The organism is Leucobacter insecticola, assembly GCF_011382965.1.
Classification (GTDB): domain Bacteria; phylum Actinomycetota; class Actinomycetes; order Actinomycetales; family Microbacteriaceae; genus Leucobacter; species Leucobacter insecticola.
The window spans coordinates 2,342,700-2,365,425 of record NZ_CP049934.1; the positions used below are offsets into that span (position 1 = coordinate 2,342,700).

The 22,726-nt window shown below is 62.2% G+C and carries 16 protein-coding genes and 1 tRNA gene; 4 read left to right on the forward strand and 13 right to left on the reverse strand.

Going from position 1 to position 22,726, the window contains the following annotated elements:
- Positions 1 to 17: 17 nt before the first annotated feature.
- Positions 18 to 1,058 carry a glycosyltransferase family 2 protein gene (locus G7067_RS10900; RefSeq protein ID WP_166324218.1) on the forward strand — a complete coding sequence of 347 codons (1,041 nt, stop codon included), beginning with the start codon at positions 18 to 20 and terminating at the stop codon, positions 1,056 to 1,058.
- On the opposite strand, the gene G7067_RS14695 is transcribed toward G7067_RS10900, so the two are convergent.
- The 4 genes from G7067_RS14695 to G7067_RS10915 form a co-directional block, all read right to left on the reverse strand.
- A complete protein-coding gene (locus tag G7067_RS14695; RefSeq protein ID WP_280115709.1) occupies positions 1,055 to 2,860 on the reverse strand; it encodes a CDP-glycerol glycerophosphotransferase family protein in 1,806 nt (601 codons plus the stop codon). The genes G7067_RS10900 and G7067_RS14695 overlap by 4 nt on opposite strands.
- Entirely contained in the window at positions 2,749 to 3,438 is a 690-nt protein-coding gene (locus G7067_RS14700; RefSeq protein WP_280115710.1) for a CDP-glycerol glycerophosphotransferase family protein, read from the reverse strand. The genes G7067_RS14695 and G7067_RS14700 overlap by 112 nt, the downstream gene beginning before the upstream one ends.
- Before the next feature lie 103 nt (positions 3,439 to 3,541).
- Entirely contained in the window at positions 3,542 to 4,816 is a 1,275-nt protein-coding gene (locus G7067_RS10910; protein ID WP_244301087.1) for a S1C family serine protease, read from the reverse strand.
- A gap of 501 nt (positions 4,817 to 5,317) precedes the next feature.
- A complete protein-coding gene (locus tag G7067_RS10915) occupies positions 5,318 to 7,279 on the reverse strand; it encodes an LPXTG cell wall anchor domain-containing protein (RefSeq protein WP_166324221.1) in 1,962 nt (653 codons plus the stop codon).
- A gap of 299 nt (positions 7,280 to 7,578) precedes the next feature.
- On the opposite strand from G7067_RS10915, the gene G7067_RS10920 reads away from it, so the two are divergent.
- Positions 7,579 to 7,651 (forward strand) — tRNA-Met (locus tag G7067_RS10920).
- Between the two features lie 118 nt (positions 7,652 to 7,769).
- On the opposite strand, the gene G7067_RS10925 is transcribed toward G7067_RS10920, so the two are convergent.
- The 7 genes from G7067_RS10925 to G7067_RS10955 form a co-directional block, all read right to left on the reverse strand.
- Complete coding sequence (locus tag G7067_RS10925) at positions 7,770 to 8,363, reverse strand: signal peptidase I (RefSeq protein WP_166324224.1); 594 nt, start codon at positions 8,361 to 8,363, stop codon at positions 7,770 to 7,772.
- A complete protein-coding gene (locus G7067_RS10930; RefSeq protein ID WP_166321099.1) occupies positions 8,360 to 9,259 on the reverse strand; it encodes an LPXTG cell wall anchor domain-containing protein in 900 nt (299 codons plus the stop codon). Before G7067_RS10930 ends, G7067_RS10925 begins: the two co-directional genes overlap by 4 nt.
- Positions 9,260 to 9,261: 2 nt before the next feature.
- Positions 9,262 to 10,617 (reverse strand): RICIN domain-containing protein, encoded by a 1,356-nt coding sequence (locus G7067_RS10935; RefSeq protein WP_166324227.1) that lies wholly within the window; start codon positions 10,615 to 10,617, stop codon positions 9,262 to 9,264.
- Complete coding sequence (locus tag G7067_RS10940) at positions 10,607 to 11,182, reverse strand: hypothetical protein (RefSeq protein ID WP_166324230.1); 576 nt, start codon at positions 11,180 to 11,182, stop codon at positions 10,607 to 10,609. The genes G7067_RS10935 and G7067_RS10940 overlap by 11 nt, the downstream gene beginning before the upstream one ends.
- A 79-nt stretch (positions 11,183 to 11,261) precedes the next feature.
- Positions 11,262 to 11,858, reverse strand: coding sequence for an alternate-type signal peptide domain-containing protein (locus G7067_RS10945; RefSeq protein ID WP_166324233.1), 597 nt, complete (start codon positions 11,856 to 11,858; stop codon positions 11,262 to 11,264).
- A gap of 258 nt (positions 11,859 to 12,116) precedes the next feature.
- Positions 12,117 to 15,101, reverse strand: coding sequence for a UPF0182 family membrane protein (locus tag G7067_RS10950; protein ID WP_205881131.1), 2,985 nt, complete (start codon positions 15,099 to 15,101; stop codon positions 12,117 to 12,119).
- A 124-nt stretch (positions 15,102 to 15,225) separates the two neighbouring features.
- The gene (locus G7067_RS10955) at positions 15,226 to 16,308 is read right to left on the reverse strand and encodes a YlbL family protein (RefSeq protein WP_166324236.1); all 1,083 of its coding nucleotides are present in this window, start codon (positions 16,306 to 16,308) and stop codon (positions 15,226 to 15,228) included.
- A gap of 123 nt (positions 16,309 to 16,431) precedes the next feature.
- Between G7067_RS10955 and G7067_RS14405 the strand changes: the two genes are divergently transcribed.
- A complete protein-coding gene (locus tag G7067_RS14405; protein WP_244301088.1) occupies positions 16,432 to 18,783 on the forward strand; it encodes a zinc-dependent metalloprotease in 2,352 nt (783 codons plus the stop codon).
- Here the strand turns inward: G7067_RS14405 and G7067_RS10965 are convergent.
- Together G7067_RS10965 and nudC are read right to left on the reverse strand one after the other, a co-directional pair.
- Positions 18,755 to 20,473 carry an ATP-dependent helicase gene (locus G7067_RS10965; RefSeq protein ID WP_244301089.1) on the reverse strand — a complete coding sequence of 573 codons (1,719 nt, stop codon included), beginning with the start codon at positions 20,471 to 20,473 and terminating at the stop codon, positions 18,755 to 18,757. The genes G7067_RS14405 and G7067_RS10965 overlap by 29 nt on opposite strands.
- Positions 20,448 to 21,374, reverse strand: coding sequence for an NAD(+) diphosphatase (gene nudC, locus G7067_RS10970; RefSeq protein ID WP_166324242.1), 927 nt, complete (start codon positions 21,372 to 21,374; stop codon positions 20,448 to 20,450). The genes G7067_RS10965 and nudC overlap by 26 nt, the downstream gene beginning before the upstream one ends.
- 110 nt (positions 21,375 to 21,484) lie before the next feature.
- Here nudC and G7067_RS10975 point away from each other — a divergent pair, with 110 nt between their 5' ends.
- Positions 21,485 to 22,717: a phosphotransferase gene (locus G7067_RS10975; protein WP_166324244.1), complete on the forward strand. Its 1,233-nt coding sequence runs from the start codon at positions 21,485 to 21,487 to the stop codon at positions 22,715 to 22,717.
- Positions 22,718 to 22,726 lie beyond the last annotated feature (9 nt).

Consider the following 22,726-nt stretch of genomic DNA (forward strand, 5'->3'; position numbering starts at 1 on the left):
TGTGGGAAGATGCTGGGGTGATCCTCTCTCCGCTTCCAGAACGCCCGGCTGTCAGCTACGTGATGCCAGTGCTGAACGAAGAGGGCTTCCTCGAGGCGGCAGTGCGCACGATCCTGGCCCAGGAGTATCAGGGAGAAAAGGAGATCGTGCTGGCACTCGGCCCGTCTCGGGATCGCAGTTCAGAGATCGCCAAGAAGATCGCGGCCGAGGATCATCGTGTGCGCCTCGTCGAAAACCCGGCGCGCGACATCCCGGCCGGACTCAATCTTGCCATCGCGGCGAGCAAGCACCCCGTTGTCATCCGGGTCGATGCCCACTCCGAGCTCACACCGGACTACACGAGCCTGGGGGTCTCCGCGCTGCGCGAAACCGGAGCCGCAAACGTCGGTGGGATCATGCGGGCCGCCGGGCGTTCTCCGGTGCAACGAGCCATTGCGCGAGGTTACAACAGCCCCTACGGACTCGGCGGCGGCGCCTATCACGGTGACGGCACTCCCGGAGCGGCAGAGTCGGCCTACCTCGGCATTTTTCGACGTGAAGCGCTCGACGCGGTCGGCGGCTACGATCCTGCCATCTTGCGAGGAGAGGACTGGGAACTCAACCTCCGCATCCGTCGCGCGGGTGGCATAGTCTGGTTTGCTCCGGCACTTCAGGTCACCTACTGGCCTCGCGCAAGTCTCAGCGACCTGAGAAAGCAGTTTTTCGCAACCGGTACCTGGCGTGCCGTGCTCGTGCGCAAATACGGCCGCGCAAACCCGTGGCGCTTCTTTGCCCCGGGCGCCCTGGTGGTGTTTCTCGCACTCAGCCTCGTCGCACTCGTGCTGCTGAGCGTTGGCGCGCTGCCCTGGGCATCGTGGTGGTCACTCCTACTCCTCCCGCTCGCGGGGTATGTCGCCGGGATCGTGTTTGCGACGATCCGGATCCGGGAACAGCGCGGCGTCGCCGACCGGATCCTGACGGCAGTTACCCTTATCACGATGCACGTGAGCTGGGGCACCGGATTTCTTCGCGGCATTACGCTCGGCGGCGGCCGGGTCGTTGATCGGTCTCGCGCTTAACGTTCTTGGCCGCCTGGCAGCGCGCGGCGATCGATGAGGGCAGAAACGACCCGCTCTGCGGCGTGGCCGTCGTCGTGGGGGGCGAAGCGAAGGCGCCACGCAGCGGCGGCTTCCTCTGTGTCACGCAGCCACTGGGCATCGCGGCCGTGCTGCGCGAATTCGCGGGCGTGCGCCACAACCTCTTCGCGCGCGGTCAGGATCGGCCCGGGCGCATCTCGCTCGAAATCGAAGGTAAAGCCGCGCTCCCGATCGCGGTAGGCCGCGAGATCGGGCACAAAAAAGAGCTGGGGAACGCGGGCAATCGCGGCGTCAAACATGATCGAGGAGTAGTCCGTGACAAGCAGATCCGCGGCGAGGATCACGTCATTGACATCCGGATGCTGCGAGGCATCGATAACGCGATCCACGGCTCCCCCGTAGCGCCCAAAGGCGTGGGTGCGTGTGTGCCCGCGCACCACGACCGTCCACGTTTCGCCCAGTTCCTCGGCGAGCTGCTGCACCTTCAGATCGTCGACCAGCGTGATCCCGCCGTCACGCCAGGTCGGTGCGTACGCCAACACCCGGGCTTCGGGGTCCACACCCAGCACCGCACGCGCGCGCATCACATCAATGGGGTTGCGGCCATCACCCACGACCGCGCGGGCCAGCCGATCATCGCGCGGGTAGCCGAGTTCGAGAATCTCGCCCCGGAAGGCGTAGTTCGTGCGAAACTGCTCGCTCGAGTGCGGGTTCTGCGACAGCAGCAGACTCCAGCGGCGGCTCTCCCTGCGGATCGCGAGACGCGTGCGCAGGCTCACGTTCGGCCTGCCAAGCGCGAGATGTTTCAGCATGGTGCCGTGCCAGGTCTGCAATACAGTCTGGCCTCGCCGACGTTTGAAGCCGTATCGCAGCCAGTCATTCACCACCAACAGTCTTGCGGTACGGCGGGCGGCGAACCATTCTCGGCCACCAACGAGCAGCGGGATCGCCCCGTCGGGCACCGCCTGTCGCTCACTCGTCACGCTCCAATAGCGGGTGACTTCAGGACACCGCGCTGCGATCTCGCGGTCGATGGCGAAGGGATTGCAGCTGACCTGACGCCCGTAGAAGCTCTCAAAAAAGACCGAGCCGGGTGTAACGAGCTCGCGGTCTGGGAGCCGCAGCGTGCGGATCTGCGCGAGCACGCGTGCGGCTGCACCGCCCTCCGGGTAACTGTGAAAACGATTCGCGAGGCTGCGCGAGTCGGCCAACGCGGCACGCACGCTCGGACCACCGGAAGCGAGGTCGATAAGCCGCTCGGCGACGCCATCCCAGCTGCGTTCGATACGACCCCCGCTGGTTACCGCGAGGGGCTCGTACAGGCCGCGCGAATTCTCGTAGCTTTCAAGATCCGGGGCAAACCAGATTATCGGACGCCCCAGCAGGGAAAAGTCCAGCGCAATCGACGAGTAGTCAGTGATAACCGTGTCGATACCGCCGAGCAGCGGCGTGATGTCGCGTAGCAGCTCGGATCCGAAGGGATGTACCCGCTCGCCCAGCAAGCTCTCGTACGCACCGCTCCCGAGCGGGTGAGAACGCACGAGCAGGTGCGCGTTGGCTTGGGAGAGTGCGGCAGTGATCCGTGCGGCTTCATCAGCGGTGGGCTCCGCGGGGTCCGGATCACCGTCGCGCCACGTTGGCGCGTAAAGCACGATGCTCGCGTCGTCCGGGATCACTCCGCCCGCCCCTTCGACCAGGCCACAAATCCGCGCACGAGCCTCGGCGGCAAGCCCTGGCTCGGCCGCCTGGCGTGCAAGCGTGTCATCTCTGGGGTCTCCGAGCACTCTGACCTTGCCGGGGCCACTCGGAATGCGGAACGCAGGCGATCCGCCGCAAGGGGGGAACCCGCGACGTAGAGGTCGACCTGACGGCTGCCAGCAAGATACATCCGGCGCAGCAGCCTTCGTAAAAGGGCTGGCCCGCGCAGGGCGGTTGTCACCGGCGAATCAAGGTGTAGGCGCTTCAATGGCGCTCCGTGCCACAGCTGCACCACGGTGGCGCCAATGATGCCAAAACGGTTTGCATCACCGAGCCCGTGGGTGACGACGACCCATCTCGCGCGGAGGGTCGCCCAGTATCCCGCCGCACTCTGGCGCCGGATCGGCCGCCAGCCTTCCTCACTTGCAGCTTCTGCCTCTGCGTCGTTCGCTACGAGCCAGACGATGTTTGCGTCAGGATCTTCACGGGATAGCTGCCGCGCGAGTTCGAGTGCCCCCTCACCGACTCCGAGGCCGCTGCCGAAGACCCAACGATTCTCGCTGCGAGGAACACACCATGACACGAGCACGGAGAGCACGTATTTCGGGAGAGCAAGTACCTTCGCGAGGTTGCCCCGCGCAAAGCGGAATCCGTCATTGTTCATTGTCACAACTGTAGGCCATCTGACACGAAACGCCGTGGATGAGCCCCTGCGGGCCGCGCCACGGCGTTTCGATACTGCAAGTTACGACAAAGACGACAAGCGACTATTCAGAGAGATTCCCCAGAGTTACCTCGGTCTCCTGAATCTTCCCGTTGCGCGAGTACTCGATCGTCACCGTCGAGTTCCCGGGGTGGACCCGCACAAGCGCCGACACCGAGGTACCATCTGCCGCGGGTACTCCGTCAATTGCGGTGATCACGTCACCCTTGCGCAGACCCGCCTTCTCGGCGGCGCCACCGGGTGAGACCTCCATGATGAGCCCGCCTGACACGTCACGCGACTCGTTCGTTGCGAGGCTCGAATCTGCGACCGACGCGCCGAGCAGCCCGTGCGAGGGACGCTCCCCTGCGATCAGTGCATCGGCCACCCGTTGCGCGAGGTTCGAGGGAATCGCGAAGCCGAGACCGACACTTCCCGCGGTATCGCTGGAGCCCGCAGTGGACGCGATGGCGACGTTAATGCCGATGAGTTCCCCATCGCTGTTGAGCAGCGCACCGCCCGAATTGCCCGGGTTAATGGAAGCGTCGGTCTGGATAACCGGAAGCGTCACCGTTCCGCCCGCGGCCTGCTGCGGGGCCTCTGGTTGCCCCTGGTTCGGGTTACCGAAGCGGAAGTCCCAGGGCGTCAAGCCACCCTCACCTTCCTGCGACTGGGAGGGCTCCTGCGGGAGCAACTGGCTGCCGACCGAGATACCGCGGTCGAGCGCGCTCACCACACCGCTCGTTACGGTATTTTGGAGGTTCAAGGGTGCCCCGATAGCGACCGTGAGGTCACCCACATTGAGTTCGGAGGAATCTGCCACGGTAATCGCAGGCAAAGACTCTGCCTCGACCTTTACCACGGCGATATCAGCGTAGGGATCGTAACCAACGAGCGCGCCGTCGAGAATGCGCCCGTCACTGAGCTTTACACGAATTTCGGCGTTGTCATTGCCTGCCACGTTGAGTGTCACCACGTGGGCATTGGTGATGATGTATCCATCTTCACTGTAGATGACGCCCGATCCAGAGCCGCTTGCCCCAGACCCCGTGACCTCAAGAGTCACTACACTCGGCGTGGCAACCGCGGCAACGCCGGAAACAGTCGTTGCACTGTCGGGGTTATTCAGGGTCAGCGTGCCGCCGCCCTGAGCGACTGAGGGTGAAGAGACGTTCGAAGCGACCACGGCCGCGACACCGCCGCCCACAATTCCACCAATGAGTGCACCTACCGCGAGGCCGGCAAGGAGCGCCCCACTACGACTTTTGGGCTGTGCAGATACTTGAGCATCAGAGAGTTGAGCGCTTGGCTGCTGGAACGCGACATGTTCAGGCTGCATTGGTTGAGCAGAGCTGCCCTGTTCAGGCTGCGCAGGCTGAGATGGCGGTGTCGACTGAAAGGCCTGCTGAGCCGCAACTCCCTGTGGCTGCTGCTGAGGTGCTGGGAATGAAGGATACCCGCTCTGCATTCCACCCGGCTGCGGTGTGGAATAGCCACCAGCGCCTTGGAGGGGCTCGTGAACCGGTAGCGGCGCGGGCGAATACGCCGGCGCAACGTTTGGCTGTGCGTCCTGTCCCATCGGTGCAACGCCAGGCTGAACACCCCCTGGAAGCTGCTCGGTCGACGGCTCCGAAATCGGCTGCGGGCTCAACGGAGTCGTTTGATCCACAGCACCCTCTTCCGGTGCCGAGGCTGATGGGTCTTGGTTTGGAGTATTGGTCATGGGGCTCCCTTCGTATAGAAGTAGTCTGCCGCCCGTGCCTATGAATTATATTTGGAGGGGCTGCATAACCTCTGCGGACCCGCAGCCTTTTTCCGGTTTTCAGTGATGCGAGCATCGCTAAGCCTCCCCGGACTCACGTACCTCAGCGGGCCACACCGGCCTCTTTTCGGCACATCGCCTCACCCAAAACATCGTGCCGGCGGATGCGAGCAGGAGCAACCCGCCGATCCCCGACCCCATGAGCGATGCCTCGCCTGTCTTTGGCAGTTCAACAACGGACGGCGTGGGAGGCGCAGGCTCCTCGTTGGATTCCGGCAACCTGAGACGCGCAGATTCCTCGGGAATCCCCCAGTCGTCACAGCCTTCCTCAACAATCTCCCGCACGGTTTCCTCCTGATCTTCTGCCACAACACACACCTGCACGGTCAACCCACCCCTGCCGTCGCTCGGAGCCGTGACCTCCACAGGAGTCTGCTCCCCCGGGGCCCGCGCGGTGATCGTTCTCACCGAAATCACCTCCGCACCAGCGGGAGCTTTCGGCGCACGAACGGGGTTGCCGTCGGTGCGATACACCGTGGCCCTCAGCACAACAGGTACCGGGAGACCTTGCTGCGTGAGCCAAGTTCCGGGACCGGTTTCCACGTTGATCACATCGTGTGTTGTTTCTCCTGGGACCAGATCATGCGCTGCCAGTGCAGTGCTGATCGTGAGTGACATGGGACGCACATGCGTCTCCTCGGGAATCCCAAAGGAGTCCTGAAATACGTACTCGGGGTCCAGGTGCCATTCGGCGGCGTCGCCCGTCAAAATCTCCGGGCCCTGCTCAGCCACGCTGATGTTCCATACCCATGTGTAATATCCGCTACTCGGATCTGTCTCGGCCTCAATCCTTGCCTCATAGCTTCCCGGGCCTCGGTCGGCATCAATCAGCGCGGTTCCCACAATCGGAAGCTCTTGATCCATCGGCAAGGCTTCACTCTGCACGGGCGGCTCCGTGAACGGCCCATATAGCGTCCCAACACCCCTCACCGTCCGAAACTTCCACTCCCCGTCTTTCAGGAAGCGTGGCCAAGGGCTGCTTCCCTCAGCCAGGCCGAACTCCACTCGATCGATGTAAGGGTCGCCTGGACGCAGCTTCGCTTCGAGCACGCTGGTGCGCACAACAGGTTTGAACGGCGACGGCAGCTCAGCGACCGAATCAGTGCGCCACACACCCGAATCTGAGATGGTCTCCGGTTTTGCAGCAGCAATCAGCAGTTGATCCGTGTCGCTCGCCGCAGGCTGAAACCCCCACAGCCAAGAAGGCCAGCCGGTCGCCTCCCGAGACCAGTTTGCCGAGACCACTACAGGTTCTGTGCGGGCAGATCCTTCCTCCGGTATCCGCTCAAGCGTCACGGTGTGACTGGCCTCATTCTTGAAGGCAATGGTTCTGTTGCCGTCTCCGTATGAAGCGTCGGGGTCCGAGGCCGTCACGAACTGTCCACCAGATTCAATGCGCGCCACTTCATACCCCGCGGGAAGTGTCAAAGTAGCCGTAGCCGCGTCCATCCAAATGAGCTCCGGAGCGGGCGGAGCTTCGACCACAGCCGGCAGCGCACGCTCATAGGCTTCCGTAATGAAACGGTCGACGAGGGCCCGTACGTGCTGCGGAGCTCGCGCCCGGAGCGCCGCCACCCAGTCAGCAACCACCGCGTCTTCGACTCCCCGGATGGCCCAAATAGAAAGCGCCACGGCAGCAGCCTGTTCGCTCTGCCACCCCGAGCCGGGGCCGACTCCTCCGTAGGTCGAAATGATGTAATTGATTCTTCGTATCCCCTCGGTGTCGACATACGGAGCGACCCAGTGTCCAGTTGATTGCATGAGATAGCCCCGCAGACTTTGTATCTGCTGGGCAGGCACCTCGGCTCCCGGATTAGCCCCGTCTGGTTCAATGCAGTAGGCGTTCGATCCATTGGTTGAAGTAATGTAGCTCCCCACGAAGACGCCATTAATTACGAAACCCGGCCCATGCCCAGCCGCTTGCGAGGGCACGGCGGGCACCAGCAACAATCCTGCGGCAACGATGGTGGCCAGTAGCATTCCGAACAACAGTGTCGCGGTGCGCGTTCTCGAACCTGCCGAGGAGGCACGGTTGCTGCCTCTCCCCTCAATCGCGCCCCCGCGTTGGATCAAGCTTCTGTGTGTTATATCGGTCATCTTCGCCCCGTTCAGCAAGTCGCGGATAAAGAGCAGCGCCCTTGTTACTCCGCAGCGGAGGACCATCCGTCCGCGTTCCAATGCTCTTGCTCACGAAGAAATATTGCAGGCGCTATCCACAGGCATGGGAGTGGCCTCGATTCGCGAACTCCGACGATCCGTGATAGTGTTGCTTCTTGTGCCGCGGGGTGGAGCAGTTCGGTAGCTCGCCGGGCTCATAACCCGGAGGTCGTAGGTTCAAATCCTGCCCCGCAACGAAAGACAGCCCCTGATCTGGGATTCCAGCTCAGGGGCTGTTGGATTTTGGAAACAGCACTTTCAAGAGTAACTGCGGCTGAAGCGACGTCAGACTCGACAACACTGAGCTCGGACCCTATTCCCAGAAACGGCCCTGTGGACGAGCAATGCCGGTCTTTCGGCGACGTCGGTCGCGAACATCGGAGACCACCATCCATGCGGCATACGCCAGCAACGCGGCGATGACCAGCATGGTCACCATCGACTTCGTCTGGCCAGTAAAGAATGAGGTCACCCAGCCGACGTATGGGATCGCGTACCACAGCGTGCCGCGCACCTGCTTCTCAATGATGGGAATCGAGTCTGGCACAGGGTTCGCGTCGCCCTTGGTGACGAGCACCACCGTGCCGTCAGCCAGTTCCTGCCGCTGGCTCACCCGGTGAGTCACCAAGGTCGGCTCACCGCTTCGAAGCTGGTACGTGATAACCGTTCCGGGTTCGATCTTGCTGAACTCGCTCGGCCGCACCACAACCATCGTGCCCGGAGGGAATCCGGGTTCCATAGACGAGGTCCGCACCGTCAGCGCGGTCGAGCCCGTCAGCGCGGGGATCACCACCGCGAGCAGCAATACTCCGGCAAACAGTAGCGTGATCCCTGTCATGATCCCGGTTCCGAGAGCTCCGAGGGCATCCCTTCCTCGCCCCTCTCCTGCGCTGTGCCGCCCGGTCATGATCGTTCGGCCCGCGCGTCTGCTGCATCAATGGATCCGGGAGTGATGTCCGGAGCGCTCGCGACTGACCGTTGCTTGCGCCGAGCTCGCAGCCCAAATCCAACGCCGCCAATGATCGAGATGCCCGCGAGGCCGAGCAGCCACAGCGACGAGGTTGCTCCGGTACGCGTGAGCGACACAAACGGCCAGACGCCACGATTCGAGTTTCCGCCGTGCGAGTTGCCACCGCCGTTCCCACCGCCGCCGTTCCCACCACCGCCGTTCCCACCGCCACCGGAGGCCAGACACTTCCCGCCAGGGACGGTCTCATCGGGCACCACGACGTCTTCCAGCAGTCCGCGCACCGCAAAGTGGGTCGTCCCGACCACGCCCGCGCGGTGATCGAGCCCGGGACTCACCTGCAACTGGAAGTCGAGCCGTTTACTCTCGCCGGGATCAAGGAGGATTCCATTTGCGAGCACCGTACACACCCCGTTTTCGATGCTCTGATACAGCGGTAGCGGTTTCCCCTCTGCCGTGCCCTCGATCTCCGCGGAGAGCACCAGGCCGGCCGCAAGCTCCGGCGAGTCAGTATCTGGTTGAGTCACGTCGATGCGTAATCGTGCCAGGATCGCGGAGTCGTTGCGGACCCACACGGAATCATGCACGACATCTCCGGGCACGATCCGCTCAATCTCCTCAAACATTGACAGCGAGCGACCGGGCTCGTAGTTGACGCCGTCCGTGGACACCATGAGTCCATTGGCGGCCGCAAACGCCGCTGGTACACCAGCGGCCGCGACACCGCCGAGAGTCAAGACGACGGTGAACGCCAGCTTCCAGCCAGAACGCCGCAACGGGTGTTTCCGTCGCCGCCACAGCGGCGCCGCACGCAAGATTTCTGTCACAGTGGTCATGATTACCCGAACCCGCCAACAGCGGTCAGGGTGTTCCCCTCGCGGTTGATGATGATGTTGTCGTAGAGGACGAGATTGGCGGCCCAATCGGTGACTCTGTAGGTGTTTTCCCCCATAGGGATGTTGCTGAGCGGAAGACTCATTGTGGTGTCGTTCTGCCCGGCAAGAGATACATCGGTCCAGGAACCGGAATCCCACACTTGGAGGCGCGCGTTGAAATAGAACGCCACGCCTGCGAAATCGATCGAATACCTTTCGGTCCACGGGTTGAAGAGGAGTTCGAGTTGGTCCCGTTCCAAATACAGTCTCGTCGAAGCGTTATCACAGGGCAGCGTTGTCAACGGGGTCGGCCCTTGCACTGCTTGCACATTCAGGCAGGCGCCGGATCCCGCATTCTCAAACTGGAAGGTCGAGGGGACAGTGCTACTGTCTTCCCGCACGATCCACTGCTGGAAGAGACTCAGCCCGAAGCGCGAATCTATCAGCGTCAACCGGCCACCGGGGTTCTCACTCAAGCGCGCCAAGAGCGCGTGGCGCGGACGTATCGTGACGAGCGACTGGTCTGTCCCGTACACGGGAATGAACTCCCAGCGCCTGGTCGCATTCCTGGTGCAGTTGTAGGTGTGAATGGAACTCCCGTACAGCGATGTGTAGTTCACATACGCCGCAAGACACACGTACTGGTTTTGTGGTGTCTTCACTTGGAACCAGCGCGACACCTTCGGATCAAAGAAGTCGGGGGCTGGTGGAAACGCGCCTTGGGTCTCTTGCGTGTTCGTGGATGGCGTCGTCTCAGCGTGCCATCCCTTCGCGTCCAGTGACACCATCATTTCAGCGGTGAAGGACTGGGTACCGTCCGGGGTTGCCACGTCCGCCCAATTCATCACGTACGAATGAAGGCAGTAGCTCGCTTCCTCGTCTGCTTCGAGCTGTCGAGTCAAGCTGGGCGGTGCCGCCCACGTTCCGCGTGCTGCGGTGCCGGGCGCGTGTGTCTCGGCATCACAGGGGTCTTGCGGCCCGATCTCCCAGACCACGAGTTTGAGTCCCTCGGCAAGCGGGCCCGCCGCGGTGATGTGGATCTCGGCGTCTCCCTTGATGCTGCCCGTGTTCTTGACAAGAAACGAGGCGGTGGCGGCGTTTTTGCCAGTGGTGTACACCGCCGACATGTCGGAGAAGCCCTCCTCCTCGATGGTGACAACCTCTGTCGAGATCTCCCCTTCACCGGTTGCCTGAGCACTCCAAAAGGCGAACGCCCCGCCGCTACTCATCGCGATCAGAAACGCCGCCAGCCCGGTAATGATCGGGATACGCTGCCGGGCAAGCGAGGAGCGGCGTCGCGCCATCCGCTTACCCGGCATCTTGATCCCCCCTCACGGTGAGCTTAAATTGAACCGAGTCGCCGTTGACGGAGTAGGGCGTATCAGCGCGCAGCCCAATCTCAAGGCAGAACCACCGCGTCTCACCCACGGGCAAGCTGAACCAGCTCGCTGGTGTCGTGAATTCCGGCAGCGGGGAAGGCACCCCCAGACCGGCCTCACACGCCTCGGCCCCGGCGACCGGGGTGAGGGTGGCGAGGGCATAGTCGAACAGGTGTTCCTCGGTGTTGCGACTCACCTGGGCCTCGAGCAGAGCGGGGGCGTCGCCAGTGTTTGAGACGTTAAATGCCCGCACTGCCGGAGTCTCCGGAGACGGCACCCAGGACCCGAGCGAGGTGGATACTGCGCCGTTGATCTCCAGCCCAAATGACCCAGCCTGCACCGTTGCACCGGGGGCGGGGGCACTCGCGTTGAGCCACGCGTAGGTGCCCCCGACCGAGCTCAAACCGAGCACCGTTGCGAACGCCGTCGAGATCAGGGCGACACACAGCGACCCCGCGCGCAGCCCTGCCGTCCGCGGCCCGCCAATAGCGCGACCTGTCCGCATCCCATTCGATATCACAGCAATTCACCGACTCTCTTGTGAGAACGCGAGGCACGCAGCGCAAGCCTCGCGAGCGAGGCCCCTAGAGCGAGCCGTCGACCTGGGTGACGTTGATCGAAAAGTTCGAAAGATTCACCTGCCCGGTGACCGCAAGATTGTCTTTCGCCGCCGGCTCATTAAACGGCCAGGTGATCGTTGCGGTGATGGTCGTGACGTATGAGGTCGCAACGTTTTTCTTGTGTTCAAACGTGTTTGTTTGCCCCGAAACCTTTGTTGCCCCGGCCACATCAAACTCTGCACTCAGCTCCAGCTGGTCGGCAAGGGCCTTGTCAGCCGCCGTCGGGTTTGCGGGAAGGGTGATCGAGTCGCCCGTGAGCCCGACCTTGAACCGCAGGTTCTGGCCCTGTGCCTTGATTGACGCAGGAAAAGAGTAGGTGAGTTTGTCGCCCGGGACCAGTCGCACGGAAGCGATATTGGAAACGGTCGACTCGGTGCCGTTCGTGTGCTGAATCTTCCACGTCGGGGTGCCTGTGGTCGTGAGCTGCAAATCACCCGCCGTGATCGCGTTTTGTCCACTCAACGTTGCCGTGTCGTTCCAGTAGGCGAGGGTGCCTGCTGAGCCGAGGAGGAGTACCGCCGCCGCGCCAGTTGCAATCGCGGCCTTCGCTGACTTTTTCATGTTCGTTCCTTTACCTGTATCGAATAAAACGACACGAAGTCCAGGAATAACGCACAGCCACACTGTTTTTGAGTAAGCCACAGTGGGATCCTGCCGAGCATTCGCCGACAGAAACCTATCCCCTACCTACTCACCCAATGGCGTCTCCCCAAGAAACGTAGTTCCAAAACAACGAGTGTTCCGAAATTATACGACACTTGGCTGGTATTTACACCAGGAATCTTTATAAGGACATCAGGCTTCAGTCTCTACCGCGAGCTATTCAGTCCCGAGGGCGGCTTTCACGGCAGCTTCAAGTCGAGCATCGGCCTCACCGTAGGCTTTCCAATCGCCAGCTTTGAGTGCTTTGTCACGATCCTGAATGGCGCTTTGCATGTCACGCAGCGCCGCTTGAATGGTCGCATCAGACACCGTACTCGAACCTGTCTTAGTACCAGGGGCTTCGCCATCAGACGCTCCAGAACCATCGCCAGGGGTACCCGAATCGGACCCTCCCGCCGCATCACCGTCACCGGCACTCGCTCCGGAATTGCCGCCGAAAAGGACGTCCAGCGCCCCATCGAGGGTGTTCTCGAACGCGATCTGGTCACCGAAGGATACGAGCACCTTCTGCAGAAGCGGGAAACTGGTGCCGGTTTTCGCCTTGATATAGACCGGCTGCACATATAGCAACCCGCCACCAACCGGGAGCGTCAACAGGTTTCCGCTGATGACACTGGTCTCGCCTTGACGCAGCAAGTTCAGCTCCGTCGACACCTTCGGGTCAGTGTTGAAACTATTCTGGACCTGACCAGGGCCGGGGATCGTATTGCCCTTTGGCAGAGTAAGAAGTTTGAGGGAACCATAACTGTCCGATACCTTGCCGGCTTCGGATCCAGCATTGGAGTCTGCGGCCAAATAGCCGGTCAGAATATCCCTCGCACCCTCGCCCCGCGCATCCGGAATGTACGTCGAGTAAATCGAGTAGCTCGGCTCCACTCCAACTCCGGCCGAAAGCGTCAGGTAATATGGCGGCTGTGCAAGGGCGGTCGTTCCATTGCCGGTCGCGGCCACCGGGTCGTCCGGTGTGCGCCAAGCGTCTTCATCGGAGTAGAACGAACCCGCATCGGTGACGTGGTACTTGCTCAATACCTCGCGCTGGATCTTGAATAGGTCGGTTGGGTAGCGAACGTGGCTGAGCAGGTCCCCGCTCATCTCTGAGACGTCCTTCAAGGTCCCTGGGAACACCTTGCTCCAGGCATTGAGGATCGGATCCTCGGTGTCCCATGCGTAAAGCGTTACCGTTCCGTCATATGCGTCGACCGTTGCCTTCACGGAATTGCGAATGTAGTTCACCGGCTTCGCCATCAGGCTGACCCGATCGTTGTCGGCGTCAACCGTAACCTCGTTCAGATCCTTCTGCTCCGAGTAGGGGTACTGGTTTGAGGTGGTATATCCGTCAATGATCCAGACAACCTTGTTGTCGACCACCGACGCGTAAGGTGCAGCATCGAGCGTGAGGTATGGCGCAACCTTCTGCACACGATCAATGGGGTTGCGATCGTAGAGAATCTGAGATCCATCAACGACGGCACCAGAGAGCAGCACCTCCATATCTTGGAACTTCAACGCGTACAGAAGCTTTACGAAGATATTGCTCAGCTCGGGGCCGCCGTCGCCGTCAAAGGTGGTGAGGTTCTGCTTGCTACCTGAGGCTTCCTCGGGAGCCTTTTCTTCGGCCGTTTCGGAGTCAGCCTCCGCAGTCGCTTCCGCCTTGCTTTCGGCGTCCGCCGGGAAATCAAGTTCGATCGGCTTGGCACGCTCACCGCCCACAATTGAATACTCAGGCGAATTCATGCCGAAGTACACGCGAGGTTCAAACTCTCCAAGTTTGCCGCTCGTTGGGATCCCACTCTCGAGGAACACAGGTTCACCGCCGGGTGAACGCTGATTGCCAAAGGCCGCGACCAGTCCGTAGCCGTGCGTGTACACGAGGGTCCGGTTATACCAACCCTCTTGACGCGAAATATCAATGTCGCGCACCGCCGACACCGTATCTTCAACTGCACCGTCGATCTCGTAGCGGTCCACGTTCAAAGATTTCGGGAAGGTGTAGTACTGCTTGCTTTGCTCGAGCTGGGCAAAAGTCTGGGAAATGACTTCCGGGTCCATAATGCGAATGTTCGAGGTCGCCACCGCATCGTCTCGGAGAGCTCCGGGCTCCGCGTCGGTCACCGCGTCGTAGCGCTGCACCTCAACGTTGTCCACGCCAAAGGCGTCGCGGGTGGCCGCAATGTTCCGGTCAATGTACTCGGACTCAAGGCTTTTCTCGTCGGGCTTCACCTGGAACTGCTGCACAGCCCATGGATACCCGATCCCCACAACAATGCTCGAAATGAGAAGGAGGGCGGTGCCAATGACCGGGAGCCGCCATTTGCCCGTGAAGGCGGTGATTAAGAAAAGCACGGCGACGATCAGCGCAATTCCAGCGAGGATCTGCTTGCCCGGGATCACCGCATGCACGTCTTGGAACATGGCGCCGGTGAGCAGCCCATTCGGGTCATTCACCGTGCGGTACTGGTCGAGCCACAGACTTGCGGCCTGCAGCAGCAAGTACAGGGTCGCGAGAATGGCGGCCTGGATCCGCGTCGCCTTTGAGACCCGCACATCGCGCCCGGAGAAGGAGATGCCCCCGTACAGGTAGCTTGTTGCGACACCTGCAATCAACGCAATCAGTGTCACCGCCGACGCGAAGCCTACGATGCCCTGGAACACGGGAAGGTCGAAGAGATAGAAGGAGATGTCGATCCCGAACTGCGCATCGGTCTTGCCCGTTGGCTCGCTGTTCATCCAGAGAAGAATCTGCTGCCACTGGGCGGCCGTGCTGAATCCCCCAAAGACACCGACCAGCGTAGGCAGCGCCCACTTCACGAGGCGACGCAGCGGCTCAAAGAGCTCTTGGTAGCGATCCAGTTGTGCTGTCAGGCGCGCGTACACCGGTCGTTTTCGATAGGCGATATCAATCGCCAAAAACACGGGGACGGCGATGGCGAGGAAGCCAATGATAAACATCGCACCCGCCGCGATCCACTGCGTTGTGAGCACGGGGAAATAGTCGACCTGGCGATACCACAGCACTTCAGTGAACACTGAAGCAGCCGCAAGGAAGCCGATGATCAAGAGCACAACAATCACGATGGTGATGGCGAGCGGGGAGGGTCGGCGCTGACGAGTAGCCGGCGCACCTACTGTTTGGTCGGTCACGTCGTTTTACTTTCCTGTCCAAAGTGCACGCGAATGCGTCGGGAGGGTATCAGGACCACTGTATCGGGCGCCGCTGACAAATACTTGCCCGTCGCTCAACTGCTCGGCAAGTTGTGATCCAGCCTCACTTGACTTCACACCGCTCAATACCAGCGGGGGTGCCCCCTGAAGTGGCGGTCTCTATGGCCTTGATCGCCTCGTTCAGGGTGGACACGGGCGCGACAGTGAGCCCCGCGGGAATCTGATCTGGCAACTCAGCACAGTTCTCAAGCGGCATCAAGAAGAGGTCGCTCTCCGCGCGGGAGGCCGCCCACATCTTCTGCGCCAGGCCACCGATTGCCCCGACGTCCCCCTCCTCAGAAATCGTGCCCGTGCCGCTGACAGTGAGCCCGTCAAGAAGGGGTCCCGGGGTCAGAAGATCGTAGATCCCGATGGCGAATATCATGCCGGCGCTTGGGCCACCGATCTGCGAAAGGCTAATTTTGACCTCTGCCGGTAGCTCGTAGCTTGACGAAATAGCGGCGCCGAGCATCGGTGAGTCCCCACCGTCTGGCACTCGCGGCGTCAGGGTAAGCGACAGTTCCTCGTCACCGCGCAGCACGGTCACCGCGAGCGGGCGATCCGCCCCAGCATCAACAATGACCCGACGCAACTGCTCGAAACTTGCGATCTCTTGCCCGCCAACGGTCAGGATCACATCACCCTGTTCAAGGATCCCTTCGGCCGGTCCATCCTCCGAAATTCCCGCGACACTGAGCTGGATCGAAACCGGTTCCCCGAGCTCACGAAACGCGGCCGCGGCTGACTGCATTTGCGAAGTGTCCATCATTGCCGTGTTTGCTGTCTCACGCTCTTTCTCGGAGACCCCCTCCGGGAAAAACTCGGTGCGCGGCGCGATGCGCTGCGAGGGATCGAACAGGGCCGGGACAAGCGAGAGCCAGCTCAGAGGGTGCTCCGGCGTGCCCAGGATCGACACCGTCAGGAGGTTCAGCTCTCCGGTTGTCGGGTACGTCTGTAGATCGGAGATCTGGATCACGGGTATGGTTTCATCCTCGAGCGTTGCATCACCGAGTGTGTCAACGAATGGCCCCGGGCGCTCGATCGAATAGGGCGAGGGGATCACCGCCGCGAGCAGCGTCAAACACGCAAGCACCGCGGTGGCAGCAAGTACCCGCACTCGTTTGCGTTCGCGATCTTCGTGATACATGTCGTTCCTTTTCTGACCTGTGTTCGCAGTCGGCGCAATGAAAACACGACCGCCCGGGTCAATCTAGCAGGCGGATCAGAGCGCGGTGCCGTAGCGTTGTGAGAGAAGATTGAGGAGAGCGGCATGAGCGCAAACGATCACAACGACTCCAGCGGCGAGAACGGAAACAAGGACTTCGACGAGCTGCAGCGGATCCTGCGTGACATGCTCTCGGGCGAGGGCCCTGAAGCGGGCGCGTTTGATCCCGAGCAGTTCGCGAAAGCTGCCGGGATTCCAGGAGACCCCGCTGCCCTGCAGGGGCTGTTCAACACACTCCGCGGCGCAATGCAGCAGCCGAGCGACGGGATCGATTGGGCCCAGACCCGGCGTACCGCACTTGAAGTGGCGAGCGACGGCGGCACGCAGGCCGACTCCGCATCGGCACTTCGCGCATTTCCTGTAGCAACCCTCTGGCTCGACGAGGTCACGGAACTCGGGGCAACCCCGGATGCGCCCCGGGTGCTCGGCAGGATTGAATGGGTGCAGCAATCAGTCGACACTTGGATCAGCCTCGCCGAACCCGTTGCAGAATCTGTAACTGAAGCTCTCATGGGAGCCTTGCAGTCGCAAATGCCCGAAGAGCTCGGCGACGCTCTTGAGGGCGCGGTGCCCATGCTCAAGAGCGTCGGCGGTGCGCTGTTCGCGGTGCAGCTCGGCTCGATCATCGGCAAGCTTTCCGGCGAAGTCGTCTCTGCGGGTGACATCGGGATCCCGCTGCTTTCAGGACCGGGCCGGGAAGGCGGAGCTCTGCTGCCGACCGGCGTCGCCGCGTTTGCGGAGGGACTTGACCAAGACGCCGAGGCTGTCACACTGTATCTCGCCGTGCGCGAACTCGCCCACGCCCGCCTGTTCCGCCACTCGAAGTGGCTCCGGCTTCACCTACTTACGGCCATTACTGACTATGCCCGCGGTATTCGGATCGACACCGACCGCATCGAAGAGGTCGCTCGCGAGATCAATCCCGAGCACCCAGAGCAACTACAGGAACTACTCTCAAACGGCGCGCTGATCCCGCCAAAAACCGAGGCTCAGGAGGCCGCGCACGCGAGACTGGAAACCATGCTCGCTCTTGTTGAGGGGTGGGTCGACGTGGTTACCGCGGATGCCGCGAAGCGCCTCCCCGGAGCGGACGCTATCGCTGAGATGGTGCGGCGGAGACGAGCAACCGGTGGACCTGCGGAACACGCCTTCAGCGCCTTGGTCGGGCTTGAACTGCGGCCACGCAGACTCCGCGAGGCTGCGGCGCTGTGGCGTCTTGTGGGCGAGCGCGGTAACGAACAGATCCGGGATGGGCTGTGGGCTCACCCGGATCTTCTCCCCACGTCAGAAGAGCTCGACCACCCGGCCAGGCTACTGGAGCGTCTCGGCCTTGCGGGCGCGCTCCCTGACTCGTCAGCCGACGATTTTGAAACGGCGCTCGCGCAGTTGCTCGACGGCGAACTCCCCCGCACGAGAGCGACGATGGCGACGAAAAGACCCCTAGAAAGATTTCAATCCCCGCTCACAGGCACCAAATTTTGTCAATTTGAGCGATCTTACAAATCCTTCTGTGGACAACTCAGTCGAGGCCGGATAACTCGGCAAACTGGGTCTATGTCTTCATCGTTTACCCGTCTCCACCCGGATCTCCCCCTCTGCTGGGAAGACACTGATACGCTTCGGCTCGGTTTTGAACGCGCTGAAGTTCGTATTCCTCGCCCCACCGCGGGCGTACAGCGACTGCTCGGGTTGTTTCGCACGGGGATAGACAGCAAGCACCTCACGACAGAGGCCATCGGTGTCGGGGCGACACCGCAGGAAGCACGGAAACTCCTCAAACTGCTCGCTCCTGCACTGCTGAGCGTCTCTTCCGCGTCGGATATCGGCGCCTCTGCACCTCCCGCCTTCGATCAGCTCAGCGTTCGGCTGTGCGATGGAGGCCGCCCGATCGAGGGTCTTCGGGAAGCGCTTGTCGCGAGCAACATCTGCGCTCAGCAAGAAAAACCCACCCCCGATCTAGTGGTGTTTGTTGAGCGATTCTTGGAACCACTCGAACGCGCGCAGCGCTGGCTCATGGCTGCTCAGCCGCACCTCATTGTGAGGTTCACCGATCGCGCGATCCTGGTGGGTCCGCTTGTGCAAGCGGAGGGAAATCCCTGCCACACCTGCGATGCGCTCACCGAGACCTCTCGCGACAGCGCGCTCCCGGCCATCGCGGCCCAATTGCACGACGCAGTCCCCGCCAGCGAGACGAGCGCAGGAATTCACATGGCGGCGGCCTGGATCGCAGCCAGTGTGCGGGCCTGGGTCGCAGGAGACACCAGCGTACACACGACCCGGGCGCGTATCCCGGTTTCGCTGGGACGTGTCTCCGGGCCGGTAACCATGCACACCGTGGCGCCACATCCAGAATGTGCCTGCAATGCCCTCAGCTCACTATCCCCGCCTCCGCAATGAACCGCGAGGGGGATCGTGTCCCACGGGCGCCCCCTGCGACACCGGAGAGCCGCAGCGTGTCGCGGGCCCGGGTAAAGGCTACGTAGCACAGCCGTCGCTCCTCTGAAATGCTGTCTTCGTCGAGCGCATGAGCAATGGGCAGGAGCCCCTCACTGAGACCCACAACATGCACCATCGACCACTCAAGACCCTTGGCTGCGTGAATCGCACTGAGCGTCACCGCCTCAAGCGTTGGCTCGTGCTGCGCTCGCTGGCGGGCGAGAAGTTCCTCGCTAAACTCCTTGATCCCGGTGCCCGCAGGCATCTCGTCCACGAGGGACAGCAGTGCATTCATCGCCTCCCACTTTTCACGACCGGCAGAACCCTCCGGAGGCTTGGAACTCCAGCCCCCAGAACGGAGCACATCACTGACGATCTGAAACAGCGGCCTGCTATCGCTCACCTTTGCCTCGCCTCGAATCAGCATGACGGCCTGTCGCACATCTGCGCGATCAAAGAAGCGCTGCGCGCCGTGCACGCGCACGCTGATCCCGCGCTGCTGCAGGGCCTCTTCAAACCGGGCCGATTGCGCATTCGTGCGGTAGAGCACCGCGACCTGTGAGGCTGGGGTGCCCGAAGCGAGGGCCTGGGCGATCGAATCCGCGACGGCGATTGCTTCGTCTTGTTCGGAAGCGAACCATTCAAAGCTCGGAGCCGAGTCAGCGGCCGAAGATGCTGCCTCTGGCGATACCTCTCGCGAGGCACGGAGCGTCAACGCGCCCGGACGATCCCGCATCAGGCGGTTCGCGAGGCGCACGATCGGTTCCGTCGAGCGATAGTTTCGTTCGAGCCGAATCTCGCGCGCGTGGGGGTATTCCACACCGAAACGAAGCAGATATGAGCTTGAGGCCCCCGCGAAGGAATAAATGGTCTGGCTCGCATCACCCACCACACACAGGTTGTCTCGGTTTCCGAGCCAAACCTTCAGCAGCGCGTGCTGCAGGGGCGAGACGTCCTGGTATTCATCGACGGTGAAAAAGCGGAACCGCTCGCGCACTTCCGCCGCCGCGGCGGGCTCTGTTTCGAGCATGCCCGCGAGCAACACGAGCACGTCTTCAAAATCAATCTGGCGGCGGTCCTCAAGAAGAGTGACATAGCCTCGATGTACGTCGAGCACTTGCTCGATTGTGAATCCCTGCGGTAACGGACGCCCCTCGATGCGACGTTCGTAGTCGTCAATGCTGAGCATGGCGGTCTTTCGCCACTCGATCTCGGAAGCGAGGTCGCGCAGTGATTCTCCTGTCGGATGGAGCCCCAGACCTTCAACAACCTGAGAGATTGCGGCGACCTTACCGGGAAGCACCTGGGGCGCTGCTCCCCCAATGAGCTGAGGCCAGAAGTGACCCAGTTGCGCAAGTGCCGCCCCGTGAAAAGTCTGCGCCCGCACGCCATCGGCGCCGAGCTCACGCAAGCGCCCCTGAAGTTCACCGGCGGCTTTTCTCGTGAAGGTGACCGCCAGCACGCGCTCCGGATCGTAGACACCTGTGCGGACGCCGTATGCAATGCGGTGGGTAATGGCGCGGGTCTTCCCGGTGCCCGCTCCGGCGAGCACCGAGACGGGGCCCCGCAACGACTCCGCAATCTCCCGCTGTTCCGGGTCGAGCGCCTCGAGGATCTCGGAAACATCACTCGCCACCGCAGTCCCCCTCACGCACCCAGGCGTCGATCATCCACCGCGCAATCGACATCGGCATGGGCAGCCGCAGTCCGGGGGCGGGATCCCGCAGTTCCGCGCGGGTGAACCAGCGCAGCTCTGAGATTTCCTCTGCGTCGGCATGCACCTCGTCCGGGCCGAAGCCACTCGCGAGCTGCGCTCGGAACCCGACCATCAGTGAACGAGGGAACGGCCACGGCTGCGAGGCCACATACGTGACGTCTCCCAGCTGCACGCCGGCTTCCTCGTGCATCTCCCGGCGGACGGTCTGCTCCAGCGATTCTCCCGCCTCAACGAAACCCGCGAGCAGCGAAAAACGACCGGTTTCCCACAGCGCGTTCGAGCCGAGAAGAACGCGGCCCTCGTGTTCGATCAGCACGATCACCGCCGGGTCAGTGCGGGGAAAGAGTTCACCGCCGTGACTGTCACGGCGCGCCCAACCGCCGAGTTCAGGCTGCGTAGGCGAGCCGTCACGCGGTGAATATTCGGCTGCTTCGTGCCAGTGCAGCAGCGCGGAAGCCACCGCGATCACCTCGCACTCGATGTCGCTCAGCTCTCCCCCAACCTCAAAAGGGTGCCTCCAAATGGCCGAGCTCAAGGGCGCAGCGGCATCAGCGGCAGCGGCGACAGCAAAGACCGGGGAGGATCCCATCCGTCCAAGATAGACATGGTGAGCCGCGCCCCGCTCACCCGCCGGCGTAAACCTCCCGTCGGTCGCTTGCAGCGCGAGCACCAGCTTCCCCTCACTGTCGGTGGCAACAGGCACCTCGACCCCGCGCAACTGCAGCAATCGGGCCGAGGGGTCCGCCCAGGCATCCTGGAGAAGTTCAGCGGAGGCCCTAGTTTCAGCGTCTCGGTCAAGCAATCCCGACGCGAATGCCGGCTGTGCCTGGTTCATAGTTTTCCCTTCAGCTGTCTTGTGTCCACACTGGGAGCCAAACATTCAGACTGCCGGTCACTGCGCGTGGCGTAGCGACCGTTTCGGCGCAGGTGCCTACGCTGATGTACATGGCCAGCATCCCATTCACTCTAGCCGCGCTTGCGACCTCCGCGGTGCCGGGCCTTGTGGTCCTCGGGACCCGAGCTCACGGGGAGGACGAGGAATACGTTTCCGCGGTTGTCACTGACGGCAACGATGAATTTGTCGTGCGGATCCCGCGGACTCAGGCCGCCGAGATTCAACAGTCGGCAGAGCTCTTGAGCCTTGCAGCACTCAACGAGGGCGCGCGCAGCGTGCTTCCGTTTGCTGTGCCTGAGTCACTCGGTGTCACCCGGGCCGGAGACTCCCGCGCGGTAGTGACCACGTTTATCGACGGCGGACAATTCGACATTGAGAGCCTGGCCGAGGATTCCCTCCTGATCCAGCCGCTCGCGGAAACGCTTGCGGCGATTCACAATCTCCCCCACCAGGTCGCGCAACAGGGCGGCCTACCCATTCGTTCCGCGACGGATGCCAGGTTGCAGGCGACCCGGCTGATCGATCGCGCCGAGGCTACGAGGCTTTTGCCCCAGACGATCCAGGACCGCTGGAAGCACGTCGTTGAGACGAGCGAGCTGTGGGACTTTGCGCCCGCCGTCATTCACGGTTCCCTCGACGCCAGTCAGCTCCGCGTCTCAAATGACTCAGTCACCGGAGTTCTCGGCTGGTCCGAGCTTTCCGTCGGGGATCCGGCCGCTGACCTCGCGTGGCTACTTGGCGCCGGCTCGGACGTCTTCGAGGCTGTGCTTGTGCGCTACGCCGCTCTGCGAGACCAGAGCATGCTGACTCAGCTGCACACCAGAGCTGCGCTCTACCACGAGCTAGAGATCGCCCGCTGGTTGCTGCACGGGGTCGAATCGCACGACGACTCGATCACGAGTGATGCAGTTGGCATGCTCGACCGGCTCGTCGACAGCGTCGGCGTGTTTGGGACGGTGCTTGGCGCCGCCGAAACCGGGGAGCCGTTGAGCGAAGACGAAGTGGTATCGCTCCTCGAAGAGACCCCCGAGGTCACCGACCATCTCTCCGAGACTGCCGCGTTCGAGGCGCTCGACGAGGATCGAATGTTTGGCATTGACACGGACTTCATCGAGCCACTTCGGGAAACGGGCGAGGATGAATCTGAAGCGAGCGATACGCAACTCACCGAGCCCATCGACGATCAACTCACCGAGCCTATTGATGACGATGATCTCCCCGAGGCCATCGACGACGAGGACCTGCCCGAACCCCCACAGTTTGAGAACCCCTTCCAGAAGTAGCGCGGGGCG

Coding starts and splice junctions, on each gene's coding strand:
- G7067_RS14700 (WP_280115710.1), bottom strand. CDS start 3,438: ATGAACAATGACGGATTCCGCTTTGCGCGGGGCAACCTCGCGAAGGTA.
- G7067_RS10910 (WP_244301087.1), bottom strand. CDS start 4,816: ATGCAGCCTGAACATGTCGCGTTCCAGCAGCCAAGCGCTCAACTCTCT.
- G7067_RS10915 (WP_166324221.1), bottom strand. CDS start 7,279: ATGCTACTGGCCACCATCGTTGCCGCAGGATTGTTGCTGGTGCCCGCC.
- G7067_RS10925 (WP_166324224.1), bottom strand. CDS start 8,363: ATGACCGGGCGGCACAGCGCAGGAGAGGGGCGAGGAAGGGATGCCCTC.
- G7067_RS10930 (WP_166321099.1), bottom strand. CDS start 9,259: ATGACCACTGTGACAGAAATCTTGCGTGCGGCGCCGCTGTGGCGGCGA.
- G7067_RS10935 (WP_166324227.1), bottom strand. CDS start 10,617: ATGCCGGGTAAGCGGATGGCGCGACGCCGCTCCTCGCTTGCCCGGCAG.
- G7067_RS10940 (WP_166324230.1), bottom strand. CDS start 11,182: ATGCGGACAGGTCGCGCTATTGGCGGGCCGCGGACGGCAGGGCTGCGC.
- G7067_RS10945 (WP_166324233.1), bottom strand. CDS start 11,858: ATGAAAAAGTCAGCGAAGGCCGCGATTGCAACTGGCGCGGCGGCGGTA.
- G7067_RS10955 (WP_166324236.1), bottom strand. CDS start 16,308: ATGTATCACGAAGATCGCGAACGCAAACGAGTGCGGGTACTTGCTGCC.
- G7067_RS14405 (WP_244301088.1), top strand. CDS start 16,432: ATGAGCGCAAACGATCACAACGACTCCAGCGGCGAGAACGGAAACAAG.
- nudC (WP_166324242.1), bottom strand. CDS start 21,374: ATGAACCAGGCACAGCCGGCATTCGCGTCGGGATTGCTTGACCGAGAC.
- G7067_RS10975 (WP_166324244.1), top strand. CDS start 21,485: ATGGCCAGCATCCCATTCACTCTAGCCGCGCTTGCGACCTCCGCGGTG.